Source organism: Dyadobacter sp. SG02 (assembly GCF_900109045.1).
In the GTDB taxonomy this organism is placed as follows: domain Bacteria; phylum Bacteroidota; class Bacteroidia; order Cytophagales; family Spirosomataceae; genus Dyadobacter.
In genome coordinates this window covers 598,178-615,527 of record NZ_FNYL01000002.1, presented here as the reverse complement: position 1 = coordinate 615,527, position 17,350 = coordinate 598,178, and the positions used below count along the sequence as shown (strand labels likewise).

Below are 17,350 nucleotides of genomic sequence, written 5' to 3'. Positions count from 1 at the left end.
ACTACAAAAGATATGAAAGTGCTGAAAAATATAATGCTGGCGGCATCACTGCTGACCATGGGCTCCTGCTCGGATTTTCTCGAAGAGAACCCGACAGGCTTCCTGACGCCCGATTCGGAGGCATCCAGCAGCAAAGTGGCGCGGGCTTACGCGAATTCTGCCTATGTCAATTTGCAGGGCCTTCTGGCCGGGCAACCTGCCTCTTACGGTGGAAATACCTACAATCTGCTTGAATTCATGACCGGTAAGGCGAACAGCGACCTCGGCCAGACCGGATTCATAAACTACCAGAACCTGGGCTATACGAATACATCGTTTTACTTCGATACCTGGTGGCAGCAAATGTACCTCGGTGTGGGTGCCTGTAACCTTGCCCTGGAAAGCATTCCGGACATCAATGCGGCCGGGCTGACCGACGAGGCGAAAACCAATATGCTCGCGGAAGTTCACGCATTGCGTGCATTGTACTACTTCTACCTCGTGCGGATGTACGGCGCGGTTCCAGCCATTACGGCCCCTCCCAAGGACCTTGACCTGAATGTAGCGCGTACGCCTGCCAAGGACATTTACGACAAGATCATCATCCCCGATCTGCTCGCGGCCGAAGCTTCGACGCTACCCTGGTCGAATACGACGGGCAATGTATCGATGTCGGCAGTGGAATCGCTGCTCGCGGATGTGTATCTGACCTACGCGGGCGCGGCGATCAACGGCGGCCAGCAGTACTATGCCGAATCGGCGAAACGGTCGCTGAATGTGATCCAGAAAGGTGGCTATTCGCTTTTCAAGAACTACACCGATATGATCAACCCGGCGAACAAGAACCTGGGCGAATTCATTTTCCAGGTACAATACGCCGCCAGCGTACCGCTCACCAACCCGCTCACCCCGCTGACGATCCCGAACTACTCGGGTATTTCGAAATATGCGGATGAATACGGTTCGGTTTACCCTACTCCCGAGTTTATCAAATCATTCCCGAAAGGCGATAAGCGCGTGGAAGAAAAGCAGTTCTTCTACACCACGGCCCCGAGCGCCAAAACCGGCCAGCCTGTGGTGTTCAAGAACACGTACATCTACAAATGGTTCGATGCGAATGCGATCACGAACACGATCAAATCCGATTTGAACTACACATTGTACCGCCTCGCGGACGTGTACCTCATGTACGCGGAAGCGTCCAACCGCGCGGAAGGTACGCCCAACGCGAAAGCGGTCGAGTACGTGAACGCGATACGCACACGTGCAAACCTGGCGCCTGTTTCAGGTCTGAGCCAGGCCGCATTCGAGCAGGAAGTATGGTCGCAGCGCTATTTCGAGTTGTGTTTTGAAAACAAAATGTGGTTCGACATGCTCAGAACCCGGAAAGTGCGTAACGACGTGACCGGTGCCTGGGACAATTTCGTGGGCCACAAAACCGTTTTCGGTGCCACATTCTCCGAAAAGCAACTGCTGTTCCCCGTACCACGGCAGGAATCCGACGTAAACCCGAATTTGTTGCCTAACAACCCCGGGTTTTAATTGAAAATTCATGGTTAGAATGCAAACAGCCGGCTCCTTGGGTCGGCTATTTTTAGTTATATTTAATATAGAATTCGTTACAGAGTGAACCCTAAGCATTCGTACCATGAAAAACATTACCAGGCCTTTGCCCGTCGGGGTTTGCTGCTTTGTAATCGTTGCAGCATTATGGCTTCCGGTCGCCGTTTTACACGCCCAACCATCAGTCAGCCCCATTTGCTCTTCTACGCCTCAACATCAGAAATTAATTCTTTCGAAATCCCAAAAACAAATCTTCGACGACGCCCAAAAGCGGTTAAAGGCCTACATGGCCTCCGCCAAAGCACACCGTACCGACGCCACAGACCAGGTTTACACCATTCCGGTGGTTGTTCACATCCTGGAACCCATCGGATATTCCCTCCTGACCGACCAGCAGGTTCATGAAGGAATCGCCGAACTGAACAAGGCATTCCGAAACCAGTTCACAGAATCCGACGGGGTGGATACCCAGATTCAGTTCAAGCTGGCCGTCCGCTCGCCCCAATGCACGCCTACCACGGGAATTGACAGGATTTACACCAATAATGCAGCTTACACATCATACGGCGTCACCGGGCCCGGCGGTGCCGGACTGCCGTATGACCAGGTTTATGCGGCGGGTTATTGGAGTAACCTGGAATATTACAATGTGTGGGTTGTCAATTACATGGATCAGGCCTCCGGCTTGGCGGGGTACCCTACCGGAGGTGCGTCACCCACCGACGGTGTGCTGATCGTGGCGCCTTACTTCACTACGAAGTTGCTTGCGCATGAATTCGGACATGGGATGTTCCTGGGGCACACGTTCTCGCGGGGAATTGGCGAAGGCGATTTGGGTACAATAGAATGCCCGCTCAACGACAACTGCGCCGGACAGGGCGATAACGTTTGCGATACGGAGCCTATCAACCAAAGCGCCAACTACCTGTGTCCCGGAAACCCTAACCCGCTCAATGCGTGCAACAACAACGCTCCATACGGCAACGTCCTCAAAAACTACATGGGTTACAACAATTTCAGTTGCCAGTCACAGTTCACCGACGGCCAGCGGACCCGAATGCGAAGTGCGATCGAAACGTTGCGTTCCGGGCTGATCAACAGCAAAGGCCTCGACCCGGTCGTTGCCCCATTGAATATTCCAGTAGGAACTTCGGCAACGCTCATTGCGACCAACTGCAATGGATTGTTACAGTGGTACGACGCCCCGGCGAATGGGAACCATCTGGGAACCGGCAGCAGCTACATCACGCCGGTTTTGCAAGAATCCAAAACCTACTACGCCTCCTGCCTCCGCTCGGACTGTCCCAGCGACGTGCGGGTACCGGCTTTGGTAACCGTCGGTGCGCTGCCGGTAACGCTCGTCCGGTTCGAAGCCGGGCTGTTGGAACAAAATCAGGTAATGCTCAGCTGGGCCACGTCGTTAGAGGTAATGCATGATTATTTCGACATAGAATCGGCTATCGACGCCAAAACATTCCGGGCGAGCGGACGGGTAAAAGAACCTTTCCGGGTGGCAGCAGGGCTTTCGGAATACCAGTTTAAAGATTTGCCCGATTTGCCAACGAGCCTGATCTACTACCGCCTGAAACAGGTCGATACGGATGGCAGTTATGCTTATTCCAAAACGGTGTCCGTCAGATTACCCGAAATACAAAAGGTTACGATTAGTCCCAATCCAGCGGAGCATACTATCACCATCGGCGGCGTCTCGCAAAACTGGGACATTGACGTGATCAATACGACCGGCGTGATTGTGCATTCAGCAAAAAACCAACGCTCTATCGATTCCAAACACTTCCCCGCAGGCCTGTACGTGGTGCGCGTAACGATGGAAAATGGAACCACGGTTTCCAAAAAGATCATAAAAAAATAGCTAAAAATGCCGGCGGCGAGTTCACCTGAAACTCGCCGCCGGCATCAAACAATCCCTTTCTACCTTTTATCAATCAATACCGTAAAAGAAGCTCCGCAACTCGGTCGCGAAAATATCCGGCACTTCCAGCGCTGCGAAATGCCCGCCTTCTTCCATTTTGCGGAAGCTCACGACGTTTACAAAACGCTCAGCCCATTCTTTCGGGAACTGCGCCTCGCGGGGGAACAGCGCCACGCCGGCCGGTACCTTCGATTTTTGCAATGGCTGCGCACCGCTCCATTGGGCGATGGCATCGGCCTTGTACATTCTGGCCGAAGTAGCGATCGTCTGTGTCGTCCAGTAGATCATAATGTTGGTTAGCAATGCATCCCTGCCGCCGAATGCCGCTTCCAGGATTTCGGGCGAAGCGCCTGCATTGCCAAAGCTCACGATCCACGCCGCCAGCCCGACGGGCGAGTCGTTCAATCCGTAGGCGAGCGATTGCGGTTTGGTGGCGTGTACCATCGCGTAAGCACCTTCGCTGTACCACCATTGCTGTACAAATTGCGCAAACTGCTGCTCGGCTTCGGTCATCGTAGCGGGGTCTTCCTGGCCCATCGGATAGCCAATGTCGGTGAAATGTACGCCGGCCACCACGTCGGGGTATTTGGATGCCAATGCTTTGGTCACGCTCATGCCCACATCACCGCCGGCCGCGTAGAATTTATCGTAACCGAGATTTCCGGTCATCAGTTCTTTCCACAAATCGGCGACGGCCTCGCTGGTCACGGCCGTTTTAGCCGAAAATCCGAAGCCCGGAATGGACGGGATCACGAGATCGAAGCTCTGTTCGCCTTCGGTGAGAAGCGGGATCAGCTTGTGGAATCGGTAATAGCTGTCGGGCCAGCCGTGCGTAAGAATTAGCGGTTTAGAATTCTTACCCTTTCCTTTAATATATTGAAAATGAACCTTCACCCCATTCACATCGGCGATGTACTGTGGGTATTTGTTGAGTTCGGCTTCATGCTTGCGCCAGTCGTAGCTGGTGAGCCAGTATTGTACGAGTTCTTTCAAATAGGCCTCGCTGGTACCGAAATGCCAGCCCGAACCTTCCGCTTCGCCCGGCCAGCGGGTGTTCTGTAAGCGGCTTTTCAAATCGTCCAGTACTTGTTGTGAAACCGATACTTTAAATACCTCCATGTTTTTCATAGTTGAGATTTTTTTGGTTTGTGAAAAGGTGATCATCGGGCTCAGAATGAGCATTTTGAAAAAGAGCATGCGGAGTTTTTTCATGGCGTCCTGTTTGTTTTGGAATGAAACAAAGGTACCGCCGCAAAGCCGCGTGCTGTTAGGAAGGATTTCGGGAAAGATAGTACAAAACTCCGCTGTACAAATCAGCTCTTCCGATATTCGGTAGGCGTGGTGTTCGTCAGCTTTTTGAAAGACTTGTTGAAATGCGAAGCATCCTCAAAGCCCAGCCAGTAGCAGATTTCCTGGATCGACAAGGACGTCTGTTTCAGCAGGCTTTTGGCCTCCATCACCACATATTCGTCGATAAATGCTTTGGCAGGTTTGCCTAGTTCAGCCTGCAAGACTTCGCTGAGGTATTTGGGGGTGATATGCAATTCGGTAGCGTAAAAAGCCACCTCCTTATGCTCGGGGAAATGCTCCGCGACCAATTTCCGGAACGCTTGCGCTATCTTTTCACGGTTGGAGATGCCGTTGGAAATGCGGTTGGGAGCTTCTTCGGAAATGCTCCCGTCCGGGTGCACGCCACTCCGCCCGACGTGAAAAGATTCCGCCAGCATCAGCAGCGAATGCACGATACCGGGCACAGCGCTTTTGTCGTCTTTCAATTCTTTCAGCAAACCGAACAATGCGGCCATTTTTCTCGTCTGCTCGTCCGACAGCCTGATTACATGCCTGCCACCGTGGAAAAAGAATGGAAGCGAATGCAGAAACGCATTGTTTTTCATCCCCTCGAACAATTCTTCGGTGAAATAAACCGTGTCGTGCTCGGCCGTGTAATTGCCCGTCCATTGGCAAACCATCCCCGGCCCGACCGTTGTGAGGCAGCATTCAGTCACCAGGTAGTCCGTACTACCGATCTTGAACACATCTCCCTCACCCGTGTAGGTTATGCCCAACCCGAACGTAAATGTCCGGAACGGGAAGTTCACATGGGCGTTTTGGTAGGTATGCCTGTCGGCGAGGAAAAACGGAACATTGAAGCCATAGGCGTTCTGATGTTTAAGAAACTCGTACAGATTGAAGGACCTCAGATTGAATTTTTTCTGCATAAAGAGCTGGTTTCTATGTTCCTGTTCGTTGCGCGGCAGGCCAAACCTACCGGGCCGCCAAAATAGCGAAAAGAAACCAACGAAATGCTTTATGAACTGTTTTCGGCCGTTGTAGCCGACGTGGCCGGACGATAATGCTCATCCGGCACGCCGGCCAGCCTTCATCTCTTAATCACTTTATAATGCCGCACCTTGCCTTTGTGTTCGCTCGAAAGGATAAAAATACCCGCAGGAAGCCCCGAAATATCCAGCTCTTTCAAAGTACCCGGTGTGGACAGGTAACGCCGTACCACACCCTTCGAGTCCGTAATGCGCATGGTCTCGTATTCCAGCGGCGTGTCGAAAATGACCCTGTCCTGGTCGGCGGGATTGGGATACAAAACAAATTCCGGTGTTACGCGCTGGACGTCCCGCATTGCCGCGACGCGCGCCGGTACCGTCAACACATCGGGGCTTAATGTAATGTCCATATCAAAATAGAGATCCGAGCTGGTCGCACTGGTCTGGTGGAGCTCCACGGCGATGGTGTTCCGTCCAAGCCGGAAAAAATTTCCGTCGTTCGGCACGACGATCGTCTGCCAGGGATATTCCGGATTGGCATTGCCTGCGAAAGTTGAAAAGAGAACGGGATTAGCGGTGATATTCGGATCCCCTGGGGCCAGCTGTTTCCCATTGATATAAATAACGATCCCGTCGTCTCTTTTATAATTGATAATGACCGATTTATGGTAGGCCATATGCTGCGAGCTCATGCGAAACGAATTCCTGAAATACGTAGTCGTCCATCGGGTGGCACAAGGGGTAGTAAGGCAGCCTTCGCGCAAGGTGGAGTTGCGTCCCCGGTACTCGTAGCAATCCAGTTCGGCCTGGCAGGCGGGGATGAGCATTTTCTCCCCGTCTTCACGGTTAGGGGAATAGCCGAAAGGTGCCGGGCCGGTCGGCCAGTTTCCCTCGTCATCATAGTTCGGCGGGTCTTCCACATTGAGCTCGTCGGGGTCCTGACCACCTTTCCAGTTAAATATCCCATTGTCCGGAGGCACTGTGCCTCTGGCAAAAAAGCGCCAGTTGCTGCCCGCGTGCAGTACGACGACGCTACCGCGGGGATTCTGGTTGTAAACCTGGCCGCCTATACCGCCTCCGCCATTCAACCGCCCCACGACAAACTCGCCCGAATAGAATGGAAAGGATTGGGCAGGATAAAAGAACACTTCCGGCTGGTTGAACCCGTACCGCCACTTGTATTCCAGCGGAGTAGGTTGCTGGTCGGTAACATCGGTCTGCTTGACGTCGTACAACCAGATGCCATCCTTGTTGAAATCGGCGGCCGCCTTGATGGTATTGTGGACGCCGTTCCGGGGGTCGAGGTTATAATTCGTGGTCAAACTATTTATTTTAAAGAACCGGAGGCTGAAATGCCCGATATGCTCGTAAGCCCCGTCGTTGAACCGGAGATGGGTAAGGTCTGAATCCGTGTAGTAATGCCGCACAGTTACCTGTTGTTTTCCAGTCAGTTCGGGATTGGGTTTGACCGACCAATACCGGTTCATCACCCGCCAGTTGGAGCTGAACGACCGGGGCCTGTCCGATCGCACGTAGTTGGTAGCAGGGCCGAGCGCGCCTACTTCCGTTCTTCCGGGTTTTCCACCCAGTTTTACATCAAAAGGCGTCACCCCGGCCTTGCCGATATTCAGGTCGTGTTTGTTGATCGACAGCAGCAGGTTACCCTTGTTATCGACATAATGCGTGAAATTATCACTGCCGGGCTGGGCGTCCGTGCATTCACAGATCGCCGTGCGGGTAACATCGTCGGTTTCCGGCACGGTGAAACCATCCAGGTCTTTAAAAATCGTGAACTGGTCGAGGACCTGCTTTTTAGCACTGATATATTTGGCTGTCAGCCGCTTGCCCTCTACTTCGAGGTACATCGATCCGCCTACGAAAAAATGGGAAGAAGCCATTAGCCGCGCCGCCAGCTCGGGGTTCCTCCGGTTACTGCCCACGACCTCTTCCAATGCCCGCCCTCCGGCTCCGTTCACCACATATACAATGCCTTCGTTTTTCGCGGCAGCGCTGTTTTTGTAATAAAAGCATGAATTGGCTGTTCCGTCATAGCGCCCGTTGCCCTGCGCATTGCTGCCTACCGCGGGGTTGTGCGTAGCCATCACGAAATTGGTGGAAGTGGTAAAATGGTCGCGCATGAGGCGTGAGCGCTCGTACCCGTGGCTGTGCCCCGCTATCACCAGGTCCACCTTGTAGGCGTCCAGGATGGGTACGAGATTGTTCCGGATCTGAATCAGGTCACTTTCTGCGTCCGAATTATGCGAACCACCCGTGAAGGGCGGCATATGCGTGAAAACAATCACCCAATTGGTCGCCGGATTCGCGTTGGCCCTGGCTAGGTCTCTTTTCAGCCACTGCGCCTGTACGCTGGTGGGGATCAGGATCTTCGAGGGATCATCGCCCAGCTTTTCAAATCCGTAGGTATCGAGACTGATGAAATGGATATTGCCGTAATCGAACGAGTAATAGGCCTCGGTCGCAGAAGGCTCTCCCCCTCCTTCCCCATTCGTAAAGTTCTCGACTACACTATAATAATGAATGTTTTTATTGGCCCTCGTCTGGTTAAGCGTGGGCACGTCGACAGTCCCGTCGTAATAATCGTGGTTACCCGGCGTGGCGTAGAATGGCGTTTGCCTGAACATAAAGTCGTACCGCGACTTGGTTTTATTGAAAATATGCTCCTGGTATTGCTCTTCCTTTCCCTGCTCGTAAGCATTATCGCCCAGCCAGAGCCAGAGATCCATCGGACCGGTTTGGTTTACAGCCATGAAATCCTTCCACGCGTCGATGACGCTATCCTGGCGGTTGGGTGCTGCCGGAAAGGGTGCGGAGTAGCCAAAATCGCCCAGAATCCACATTTTGGTCTTCTTTTTAGTGCCCGGAAGCGGCGGCGTCCTGAAAACGTGGTCGGGAGATTTTTCTAGGATCACCGGAAGCTGGGACACCACCGTGGCCCCGATGTAATAGCGGTACTGCTGATCGGCTTTGAGGCCCGAGAGCGTGATCTTATGCTCCGTGGTCGCTGCGGCTTCCTCCACGATAGGCGACCCTTGCCCCAGTAACTCATATTCCGGTTCCGCGGAGTAAACTACCCGACCGACGGTGGCGACGTTTGTACGCCAGCGGACGGTCACGGATGCATTCGCCGCGAATTCATTGAGTTTTTGTGAATAGGCCATTTGCAGATAGGGGCCGCGTGTTATCACGGGTGTCTGCGCAACAGACACCGAAAACAACAGGAGGCAAAATGAGAGCACTGATAGAATCGGTCTCATAAGCATCAGGTTTAAGATGGAAGAAGAGGGACTTGGATATGCAAATAATTGTATATAAAAATTGCTATTTTTTCTTTATATATCCAAATTAAATTCAATATATTTACTCATATTAAATCCTAATTATCAGACAGTTACAACTGTTTTTTTACCCCGCCTCCGTCCGTGCTCGCTTCCCTTTTCTTGTGAAGAAGCGAGGTGGTAAACCTTGTTGTTTGCCCATGCGTTTCGAAACGTTTGCCAGTACCCCTCCTACCTCGAACCAATGATGAAAACGATACCCCTCCCCGGCAAAAATTGCCTCTGGATATTCCTGTTAATATATGTACTCATCGCCTGCAAAGGCTCCGACGGCGACGTCGGCCCCGCAGGCCCGCAAGGCCCGCAGGGAACACCAGGCCAAAACGGCGCACAAGGCCCAGCCGGACCGAAAGGAGCGGCCAACCTGATCGTATCGCCGTGGGTGAAGGTACCCAATACGGCCTGGCAGCGCGGGGATTCCACCTATTTCTCGGTCACGCGCCCCGACGCCAATATCACCCAGGCGGTCCTCGACAGCGCGCTCGTCATCGCTTATTACCGTAATGAGGGCCGACCGAATGTCGTATTTTCCCTGCCTGCCAGCAATGAGGAATTGACGCTTGGCTTTTTCATGCAGGTTCAAAATCAGGCCGGGAGCATTAACTTCGACGTGACTTATTACGCCCCAAGGCTCACGCCGATCGATTTCGACCTCGAATTTCGCTGGATCATCATCCCGCCAGACAAGAAGGGACGGGTTAATATCGCCGATTTGAAAAATTATACACTGATCAAACAGCAACTGGGCCTGACTGATTAGCCAGGCCCGGTTGCTGTGCGGATGTCACTATACGTAGCTCAAATTCCCTGGCTGGGCGCCCCCGACCGGGCGTCCCCGACTAGGCGTACCCGACTAGGCGTACCCGACTAGGCGTCCCCGACTGGGCGCCCCCGACTAGGCGTCTCCCGGCAACGCCCCAGCCGGCCGGTAGGTATTGATAATCATGCCCGTGGAGGTAACCTGCGTATCTACCAGCGCGAGGCCGCCCGCAGGTACGCCATTTTCGAACAGCCGCTTTCCGCCGCCCAGCACCACCGGAGCGATCCACAGACGATGTTCATCGACGAGCCTGGCGGAGATCAGCGTTTGTAACAGGTTACTGCTGCCCCAAATGTGAATGTCAGGGCCGTCCGACGCCCGCAGCTCGCCTATTTCTTTAACCACATCCTCCACAATCTGCGCATTGTGCCAGTCAAGGTGATCCAGGGTGCGGGTGGCAACGTATTTCTTCGCTTTGTTGAATGCTTTTCCGATGGGGTCGTCGTCGTGGAGCGGCCAGTAGGAAGCAAAAATATCGTATGTTTTACGGCCGAGAAGCAATTCAAATTCGCCGGAAATGATTTCGCCGATGATCTTGTGCAGCAGATCGTCCCCGTAATGCATAAACCAGCCGCCGTGTCTGAACCCGCTGTCTTTATCTTCGTCGGGCCCGCCGGGCGCCTGCATGACGCCGTCCACTGAAAGCTGGGTAATAGCGATGATCTTTCCCATGTCTTTGTGTTTTGAATAGTGATACAACAAAAGTACACGGTCATTGCATTTGAAAGCGGGTGCAAACCTGCCAAAAGTGGGGGCTAATCGCGTCCCTCGCCGGGCGCCCCTGGCCGGGCACCCCTGGTCGGGCACCCCTCGCCGGGGGCAACTTTAAACCACCCACTCGGTAGGCGCCTTACCGTACTTCTTCTTAAATGAATGCGAGAAATGCGAGAGGCTTTCAAATCCCAGGTCGAGGTAGATCGCCGAGGGCTTCTTATGCTTTGTTTCGATCAGGTACCGGGCTTCGGCGAGCCTTCTTTCTTGCAGCCAATGCCGGGGTGCCATGCCGAATATCCGCTGAAAGTCGCGTTTGAACCCCGCCAGGCTCCTGCCGGTAAGCCGCGCAAACTTCTCAACCGGGACATTGTAATGAAAATTGCTGACCATGAATTTTTCCAGGTCCATTTTGTAAGGTTCCGAGAAGTCGAACAACAGCTCTTCCAGCTCCGGCATCGCATGCATCAGCAAATGCACCGCTTCCTTCACCTTGAGCATTCCGAGCCGCTCGGTCAGCGTTTCGTCCGGGTTGCGCACGTACGGGATGATCGATTGAAAGAATGCGCGCAGAAAGTCGTTGACCGGCACCAGCACATTCGGTGGCCCGGTATACTTGTGCCCCGTCTCTACCTGTTCTTCGAGCGCTATCGTTCGCAGCATGTCCTCATGCAGGCATATCACCACCGTTTGATAATCCTCGCCGTCCACGGGTGTTTTGGTAATTTCGCCCAGCTGGTTCTTTTGAATGAGCAGCATTTCCCCCGCACCCATACCGATCTTCTGCGAGGCGGTTTCCAGTGAAAAACGGCCCGAAACCTGCAATACCAGTGTATTGTGTTCCATAAATGCCACTTTGTCCTTCCGCTGTTTCGAGAGGTAGGAGTAAAAGATAAGTCCGGGCAGTATTTCAGTTGGATTAGTCACGCTATAAAGATATTAAAAGCTGGGCGAAAGTAACCTCCGCTATCGTTGAAGATAAGTGCCGCCCACGATAGCACCAGGCGCGAAATGCGTATTGAGCGCATCCATTTCCGCTGCGGTGAACCGGATTTGCATGGCCTCCATATTCTCGGGCAGGCGCGTCCGGCGGCTCATGCTCACGAGCGGCATCATATGTTCGCCCTGCGCATTCACCCACGCGATCGCGAGTTGTGTAGGCGTGTGGCCTTTTTCCCAGGCCATTTGCTTCAATAGCTCAACCTTCGCCAGGTTCCTGATCAGGTTCTCACCCTGGAAACGTGGAAAATGATGCTGGTAGCTGCCTGCGGGAAGCGGGGCTGTCAATTCGCCGGTGAGAAGTCCCTCGGCGGTATTCGCGAATGCTACCACGCCAATGCCCAGTTCTTTGGCCGTCGGCAGCAGATCCTGCTCGATCTGCCGGTCGGCGAGCGAATACCCTATTTCCAATGCGGTTACCGGATGGACGGCGTGCGCTTTACGCAGTTGCTCGGCGGTGATCTCGGAAACGCCCAGGTAACGCACTTTTCCCTCGGTAATCAGGTCGGCGATGGTACCGATCACCTCTTCCACCGGAACGCTGCCGTCGAGCCGGCACGGCTGGTAAAGATCGATCGTGTCGATCCCCAGGCGCACCAGCGAATAGTTGATGAAGTTTTTAATGGCTACCGGGCGCAGGTCGAGTCCCAGCCATTGGTTATTATAAAATATAGCCCCGAACTTGACGCTCACGAATGCATCGTCGCGACGGCCTTTGATAGCCTTTCCCACCAGCAGTTCATTATGGCCGGCACCGTAGAAGTCGCCGGTATTCAGGAAGTTAATGCCATTATCCAGTGCTGTTTGAATGGTAGCAATGCTTTCGGATTCATCATTGCCTTTGCTTCCCCATACGGGCGACATGCGCATACAGCCTAGTCCGAGTTTGGAAACGAGCGGCCCGTTCAGGCCAAGGTTCATTTTGGTTATAGTCGTCATCTTTTTGTTGATTTTTAAACAATACAAAGATGGCGCACCGCTGCCCCCCGCTGATTTCCTCCACGGCTCAAATAACTTGTCTGTACGGATCAGCCCTACCCCGGGAAAATCTTCGAGATCATCCGTCCGATCTCTACGAAATCATCGTGGTTGCTGACAGACCGTTTTTCAGTTTCGTCCGCATTCTGCTGGGAGAATGGATAAATGAGCAGGAAGTTGTTTTCCATGGCATACTGGTTCAGAAAGTCGGGCAACTGGCCCATTCGCGGGAAAAATGAGGCCATCCCGCGTTTGGCCATGAACAGTATCAGTCCTTCGTCGGCCGCGATCGCGGCGGCGGCCTGCTCGGCTTCGCCCCAGTAGTCGATGGTATGCAGGGTCAGTTCAATGGCCGATTTCTTCGCGACCCGCTCGATGATACCGATGATCGGCGCGCTGGCGTAAAAAGCCATTTCCGCACCCGACGACTTGCCTATGTTCCAGACACGCAGCAATGCATGAAAAAAGCCCGGTTCCTTGTCCGCCCTGGGCGGGATTAAAACAATGTATTTTTTGATGGTTGAAATCGGCTGCGCCGAGTGGTAGATCAGCGTATTTACATTCTCATTCTGCAAATAGCCGTTGGTGAGATTGTAAACGAAAGACGGCGTCAGGCCGGTATCGGGCTGCAATGTGAGGATCAGGTCGGTTATTTTTTGTTCCTTGATCACATTGCTGATGCCCGTTGCCGCATCGCTGTCGTACCGGGTCAGCGGCTGGATATGCACGTCGGCTGCCGCGGCCGTTGTTACCGCCGTATGAAGCGTTTTCTCCGCATTTTTGACGGACGACTCGTTCTTCTCGTCGTTGATCACATTCAATGCGAACAGCCGGTTCTTGTTATTGGCTGCTTTGATGAGCAGACCGAGGTTCACCGACTTCTCCACCGCATCTTCATAATTCACTGCAATGAGAATATTTTCCGATTCCGGATTCGCACCCGACGCCGTGGCTTCGTTATCCGCCTCCGCAATTTTCGCCGCGCTCGACATCGACACAAACGACGAAATCGTACAGGAAATGAGTATCAGCAAAATACTCCCGTTGAGCACGTGCTCGCTCAGCAAACGGACCGGCTCGCCGGTTTCGGTTTCTGAAAGGATAATGTTGTAGCCTACCATCACCGCCGCCAGCGTTGCCGCCGCCGATGCCGAACTCAACCCGAAAATGATCATGCCCTCATCCTTCGTCAGCTTGAACGTCTTTTGCGTAAATATCGCCGCCAGGTACTTCCCGCCAATGGAAGCGACGAGCATTACCGCGGCAACTACGAGGGTTTCCAGGCTTTTGAAAAACACGGTGAAGTCGATCAGCATCCCCACGCTGATCAGGAAAAAGGGGATGAATATGGCATTACCGACAAACTCCACGCGGTTCATGAGCGCAGACGTGTGCGGGATCAGCCTGTTCAGCGCAAGCCCGGCGAAGAAAGCACCGATAATCGCCTCGATACCCGCCAGCTCGGCCAGTACAGCCGCGAGATAGATCATCACCAACACAAATATGTATTGGGAGATTTTATCATCGACTTTCTTGAAAAACCATCTTCCTATAATTGGAAAAACAAACAATACCACCAGGCTGAATCCCACGACAGAAAGCCCTAACCTAAGCCAGAATGCGCTATTCACCTCGCCTTGCGTCATACCCACCACCACGGCCAGTACCAGCAGCGAAAGCACGTCCGTAAGCATCGTCCCTCCCACTGTGATATTGACGGACAGGTTTTTAGCGACGCCCATCTTGCTCACGAGCGGGTAGGAAATGAGGGTATGCGAAGAAAAAAGGCTGGCAAACAGCACCGACGTGAGCATCGGGAAATGCAGCACATAGTACCCGCCTATCAGACCCAGGATAAAAGGAACGGCAAATGTGAACACGGTAAAAGTGATGCTCTTGCCCATGTTCTTCTTGAAGTCGCCCATGTCGATTTCGAGCCCGGCCAGGAACATGATGTACAACAGGCCGGTGGTACCGGTCACCACCACGCTGCTATCGCGGGAAAGGAGGTTCAGGCCGTTGGGCCCTACAACGGCCCCGGCAATGAGCAGGCCCAGCAAATGCGGGACTTTGATTTTATTGAGCAGCAGCGGCGCACCGAGGATGATAATCAGTTCGAGCAGGAATTTCAGTACCGGGTCTTCGATCGGTAAACTGCCGATGTGGATGTTGAGCAGCGGCATCATCTAGCGGTTGGTTAAGCGGTTCAGCTCGATGGAAAATTTCGCGGTACAGGATTTATCGATGCCCGTCGTTTGCATTCCCTTGATGAGGTTCCTGCTGTCACGGCTCAGCTCGACGTTCAATTCGAGGTTCTTGCTCGCCGAACTGTCGCTGGCATAGTGCAGTTGAATGCTGGTGCTGTCGAACTTCGCCGAAAACACGCGCACGACCTTGTTGTTGTTGATCACGCGGGTATAAAGCCCGGTAGAGTCGCTCACGAACTCCCACGTGTTGGAACGCTGGTCTCCGATCACGTAGTCGCTGCAATTGGACTCCCGGCAAATTGATTTACTGCTCCACAAACCGGCGATATCTTCCGGCCAGCGCCGGATGGCAACGGCCGTATCGCGCTTCGTAAGCAGGCTGTCGCGCATCCGCAGCAGCGACTGGTAATCCGCCTCTTTGATGGCAAATTCTTTCTCCCGCGCGAGTATGCCCTGTTCGCGAACGTCGAGCTCATGGGCTCTTTCCTTATCCTGACAACCCCAGAAAAGGCCCAGGAATAGAAGTAAAGCAAGAAGGTATTTGTAAAATGCCATAAGGATGAAGTTCAGGTTCCCTTGATTATGGCCAGCCAAGTTAAAAAAGTATTCCTTTAAACAAAGGCAAAATCAACCCGAATGCGCTTGGAGCAGGCCGCGGTAGCGGTCGAGTAATCTTGATTTGGTAATGAAACCGACGTAACGTCCGCCGGGATCGGTAACCGGCAAATACCAGGAGCCGGTCTGGTCGAATTTAGTGATGATCCTGGCAACGGGCTCCGTTTCGGCGACGGTCGCGGGAGGCTGGCGCATAAAAGTAGCGACCGACAAACCGGGTTCGCCGCCCGGGGCAAAAAGGTAGGGATGCAGCTCACTGACGATGATAATGCCCTGCAAAATCCCCTCGCTATCCACGACGGCCATATGGTTATGCCGGTTTTCGTGCAATGCATCCACAAAGTTTTCAAACGGCAGGTCGATATTCACCACCGGCACGTCGCGGTCGATAAAATCCAGGGTATTCAGCTGCGAGAGCAGGTTCCGGTCGTGTTCCCGGGTAAATATCTTCCCTTCGTCGGCCAGTCTTTTCAAATCGGGCGAAATGGCCGAAAACCATTTGGCGATCAGGAACGACATCACGCCTACCACCATCAAAGGAATAAACAGGTCATACCCCGAACTCGATTCGGCGATCAGGAATATCGCCGTCAGGGGTGCATAGAGCACGCCGCTCATCACACCGGCCATGCCTACCAGTACGAGGTTGGCCACCGGCACGTCGGCAATGCCGATGAAGTTGCAGAACAATGCGAACACGAACCCGAGCGTGCCGCCCGCAAAGAGCGAGGGCGCGAAATTACCGCCATTTCCGCCGCTGAAAATGGTAATGGAACTCGCAAAGGCTTTCAAAAGGCACACGATCGTGAGGAACACCACGACCGCCCACCGCTGCCCGCCGACAATGCCGAAAAAGCTGTTTTTCATCAGCTCGCCTGCCTGCCCGTTCACCAGCGCCTTGACGGTTTCGTAACCTTCCCCGAAAAGCGGCGGATACAACACGCAAAGCGTGGAAAGAAACGCCCCTCCTATCATCGCCTTTCGCAGCCTTCCGCCTTTCAGGTTGGCAAAAAACCGCTCGACCTGATGCCCGATCACCACAAAATACCGGGCATAAAGTCCACACAAAATACCTAGTACCAGGTAAAAAGGCAGGTTATGGTAGTTGAATGGATTCCGGCTGCTGAAATGGAACAGGGTCTCTTCATTAAGCAACATTCTTGAAAGCACATTTCCGCAAACGGCCGCCAGTACGAGCGGTATAAAGTCCGTGAACACCACGCCCGTGAGCAGGATCTCCACCGCGAACATCATCCCGGCAATCGGTGCATTGAATGCCGACGCGATCCCGGCCGTAGCCCCGGCGGCCAGCAGCAATGTCCGCTCGCGGTAATCGAGCTTGTAGGCCTGCGCAAAATTGGACCCGATCGCCGACCCTGTCACCGCAATAGGGCTTTCCAACCCCGCAGAACCCCCAAGTCCCACGGTAATAGCACTTTGTATAACCTGCGAATACATTTTCACCGGCGCGACGATACTGGAATTCTGGGCGATCTCGTGCAGGATTGCCGGTATGCCCTTGCGATCGTTGCCGCCGAAGAACAGGATCACGACAATGGAAGTGAGTACAATGCCCAGGAACGGAAACAGGGCATAAAAGAAGACCTGCGTTTCGAAATGCACCCTGTGTGTGATCAGGTTATGGATCGCGTGCACGAGCGATTTGAGGATGACGCCCGCCAACCCCGCGCTGCAACCCACCAGTACCCCCGACAAAATCAAAAACTGCGACCGGGTAAGGATGCTTTTAAGCCAAAAGATCACCACTTCATACAGCTTGAACTTCCTTAAACTATATGCGGTCAATCCTCTTTTGAATTTCAGGAATGAACGGAATTTCTTGATGGTCGCCTGTTTCACAATAATCAGCTTGGTCCTCCTTTACACTATGCGCCGGTTAGCCGTAAAGT

12 protein-coding genes are annotated in these 17,350 nt (G+C 53.4%); 3 read left to right on the top strand and 9 right to left on the bottom strand.

Going from position 1 to position 17,350, the window contains the following annotated elements; translation table 11 throughout:
- The first annotated feature begins 12 nt into the window (after nucleotides 1–12).
- A complete protein-coding gene (locus BMW93_RS06105; protein WP_090374304.1) occupies nucleotides 13–1,521 on the top strand; it encodes a RagB/SusD family nutrient uptake outer membrane protein in 1,509 nt (502 codons plus the stop codon).
- Nucleotides 1,522–1,627: 106 nt separating this feature from the next.
- Complete coding sequence (locus BMW93_RS06100) at nucleotides 1,628–3,415, top strand: M43 family zinc metalloprotease (RefSeq protein WP_090374303.1); 1,788 nt, start codon at nucleotides 1,628–1,630, stop codon at nucleotides 3,413–3,415.
- A gap of 69 nt (nucleotides 3,416–3,484) precedes the next feature.
- On the opposite strand, the gene BMW93_RS06095 is transcribed toward BMW93_RS06100, so the two are convergent.
- From BMW93_RS06095 to BMW93_RS06085, 3 genes are all read right to left on the bottom strand, one after another.
- Nucleotides 3,485–4,687 (bottom strand): epoxide hydrolase family protein, encoded by a 1,203-nt coding sequence (locus tag BMW93_RS06095; protein WP_229240224.1) that lies wholly within the window; start codon nucleotides 4,685–4,687, stop codon nucleotides 3,485–3,487.
- 101 nt (nucleotides 4,688–4,788) lie between these two features.
- The gene (locus BMW93_RS06090) at nucleotides 4,789–5,694 is read right to left on the bottom strand and encodes an AraC family transcriptional regulator (RefSeq protein ID WP_090374302.1); all 906 of its coding nucleotides are present in this window, start codon (nucleotides 5,692–5,694) and stop codon (nucleotides 4,789–4,791) included.
- A gap of 161 nt (nucleotides 5,695–5,855) precedes the next feature.
- On the bottom strand, nucleotides 5,856–9,029 hold the full coding sequence (locus BMW93_RS06085) for a metallophosphoesterase (protein WP_177194022.1): 3,174 nt from the start codon (nucleotides 9,027–9,029) through the stop codon (nucleotides 5,856–5,858).
- Nucleotides 9,030–9,294: 265 nt separating this feature from the next.
- Here BMW93_RS06085 and BMW93_RS36120 point away from each other — a divergent pair, with 265 nt between their 5' ends.
- Entirely contained in the window at nucleotides 9,295–9,870 is a 576-nt protein-coding gene (locus BMW93_RS36120) for a collagen-like protein (protein WP_090374300.1), read from the top strand.
- A 135-nt stretch (nucleotides 9,871–10,005) separates the two neighbouring features.
- On the opposite strand, the gene BMW93_RS06075 is transcribed toward BMW93_RS36120, so the two are convergent.
- The 6 genes from BMW93_RS06075 to BMW93_RS06050 form a co-directional block, all read right to left on the bottom strand.
- Complete coding sequence (locus tag BMW93_RS06075; protein ID WP_090374299.1) at nucleotides 10,006–10,602, bottom strand: dihydrofolate reductase family protein; 597 nt, start codon at nucleotides 10,600–10,602, stop codon at nucleotides 10,006–10,008.
- A 153-nt stretch (nucleotides 10,603–10,755) separates the two neighbouring features.
- Entirely contained in the window at nucleotides 10,756–11,568 is an 813-nt protein-coding gene (locus BMW93_RS06070) for an AraC family transcriptional regulator (RefSeq protein WP_090374298.1), read from the bottom strand.
- A gap of 39 nt (nucleotides 11,569–11,607) precedes the next feature.
- The gene (locus BMW93_RS06065) at nucleotides 11,608–12,579 is read right to left on the bottom strand and encodes an aldo/keto reductase (RefSeq protein WP_090374297.1); all 972 of its coding nucleotides are present in this window, start codon (nucleotides 12,577–12,579) and stop codon (nucleotides 11,608–11,610) included.
- Between the two features lie 95 nt (nucleotides 12,580–12,674).
- Complete coding sequence (locus tag BMW93_RS06060) at nucleotides 12,675–14,804, bottom strand: cation:proton antiporter (protein ID WP_229240223.1); 2,130 nt, start codon at nucleotides 14,802–14,804, stop codon at nucleotides 12,675–12,677.
- The gene (locus tag BMW93_RS06055) at nucleotides 14,805–15,380 is read right to left on the bottom strand and encodes a hypothetical protein (protein ID WP_090374296.1); all 576 of its coding nucleotides are present in this window, start codon (nucleotides 15,378–15,380) and stop codon (nucleotides 14,805–14,807) included.
- A gap of 72 nt (nucleotides 15,381–15,452) precedes the next feature.
- The gene (locus BMW93_RS06050; protein ID WP_229240222.1) at nucleotides 15,453–17,300 is read right to left on the bottom strand and encodes a chloride channel protein; all 1,848 of its coding nucleotides are present in this window, start codon (nucleotides 17,298–17,300) and stop codon (nucleotides 15,453–15,455) included.
- Nucleotides 17,301–17,350: the final 50 nt, after the last annotated feature.

Excerpts from the sequence above, each read along its gene's own strand:
- BMW93_RS06100 (WP_090374303.1), top strand. The coding sequence starts at position 1,628 with ATGAAAAACATTACCAGGCCTTTGCCCGTCGGGGTTTGCTGCTTTGTA.
- BMW93_RS06065 (WP_090374297.1), bottom strand. The coding sequence starts at position 12,579 with ATGACGACTATAACCAAAATGAACCTTGGCCTGAACGGGCCGCTCGTT.
- BMW93_RS06075 (WP_090374299.1), bottom strand. The coding sequence starts at position 10,602 with ATGGGAAAGATCATCGCTATTACCCAGCTTTCAGTGGACGGCGTCATG.
- BMW93_RS06085 (WP_177194022.1), bottom strand. The coding sequence starts at position 9,029 with ATGAGACCGATTCTATCAGTGCTCTCATTTTGCCTCCTGTTGTTTTCG.
- BMW93_RS06105 (WP_090374304.1), top strand. The coding sequence starts at position 13 with ATGAAAGTGCTGAAAAATATAATGCTGGCGGCATCACTGCTGACCATG.
- BMW93_RS06060 (WP_229240223.1), bottom strand. The coding sequence starts at position 14,804 with ATGATGCCGCTGCTCAACATCCACATCGGCAGTTTACCGATCGAAGAC.
- BMW93_RS06090 (WP_090374302.1), bottom strand. The coding sequence starts at position 5,694 with ATGCAGAAAAAATTCAATCTGAGGTCCTTCAATCTGTACGAGTTTCTT.
- BMW93_RS06055 (WP_090374296.1), bottom strand. The coding sequence starts at position 15,380 with ATGGCATTTTACAAATACCTTCTTGCTTTACTTCTATTCCTGGGCCTT.
- BMW93_RS36120 (WP_090374300.1), top strand. The coding sequence starts at position 9,295 with ATGATGAAAACGATACCCCTCCCCGGCAAAAATTGCCTCTGGATATTC.
- BMW93_RS06095 (WP_229240224.1), bottom strand. The coding sequence starts at position 4,687 with ATGAAAAAACTCCGCATGCTCTTTTTCAAAATGCTCATTCTGAGCCCG.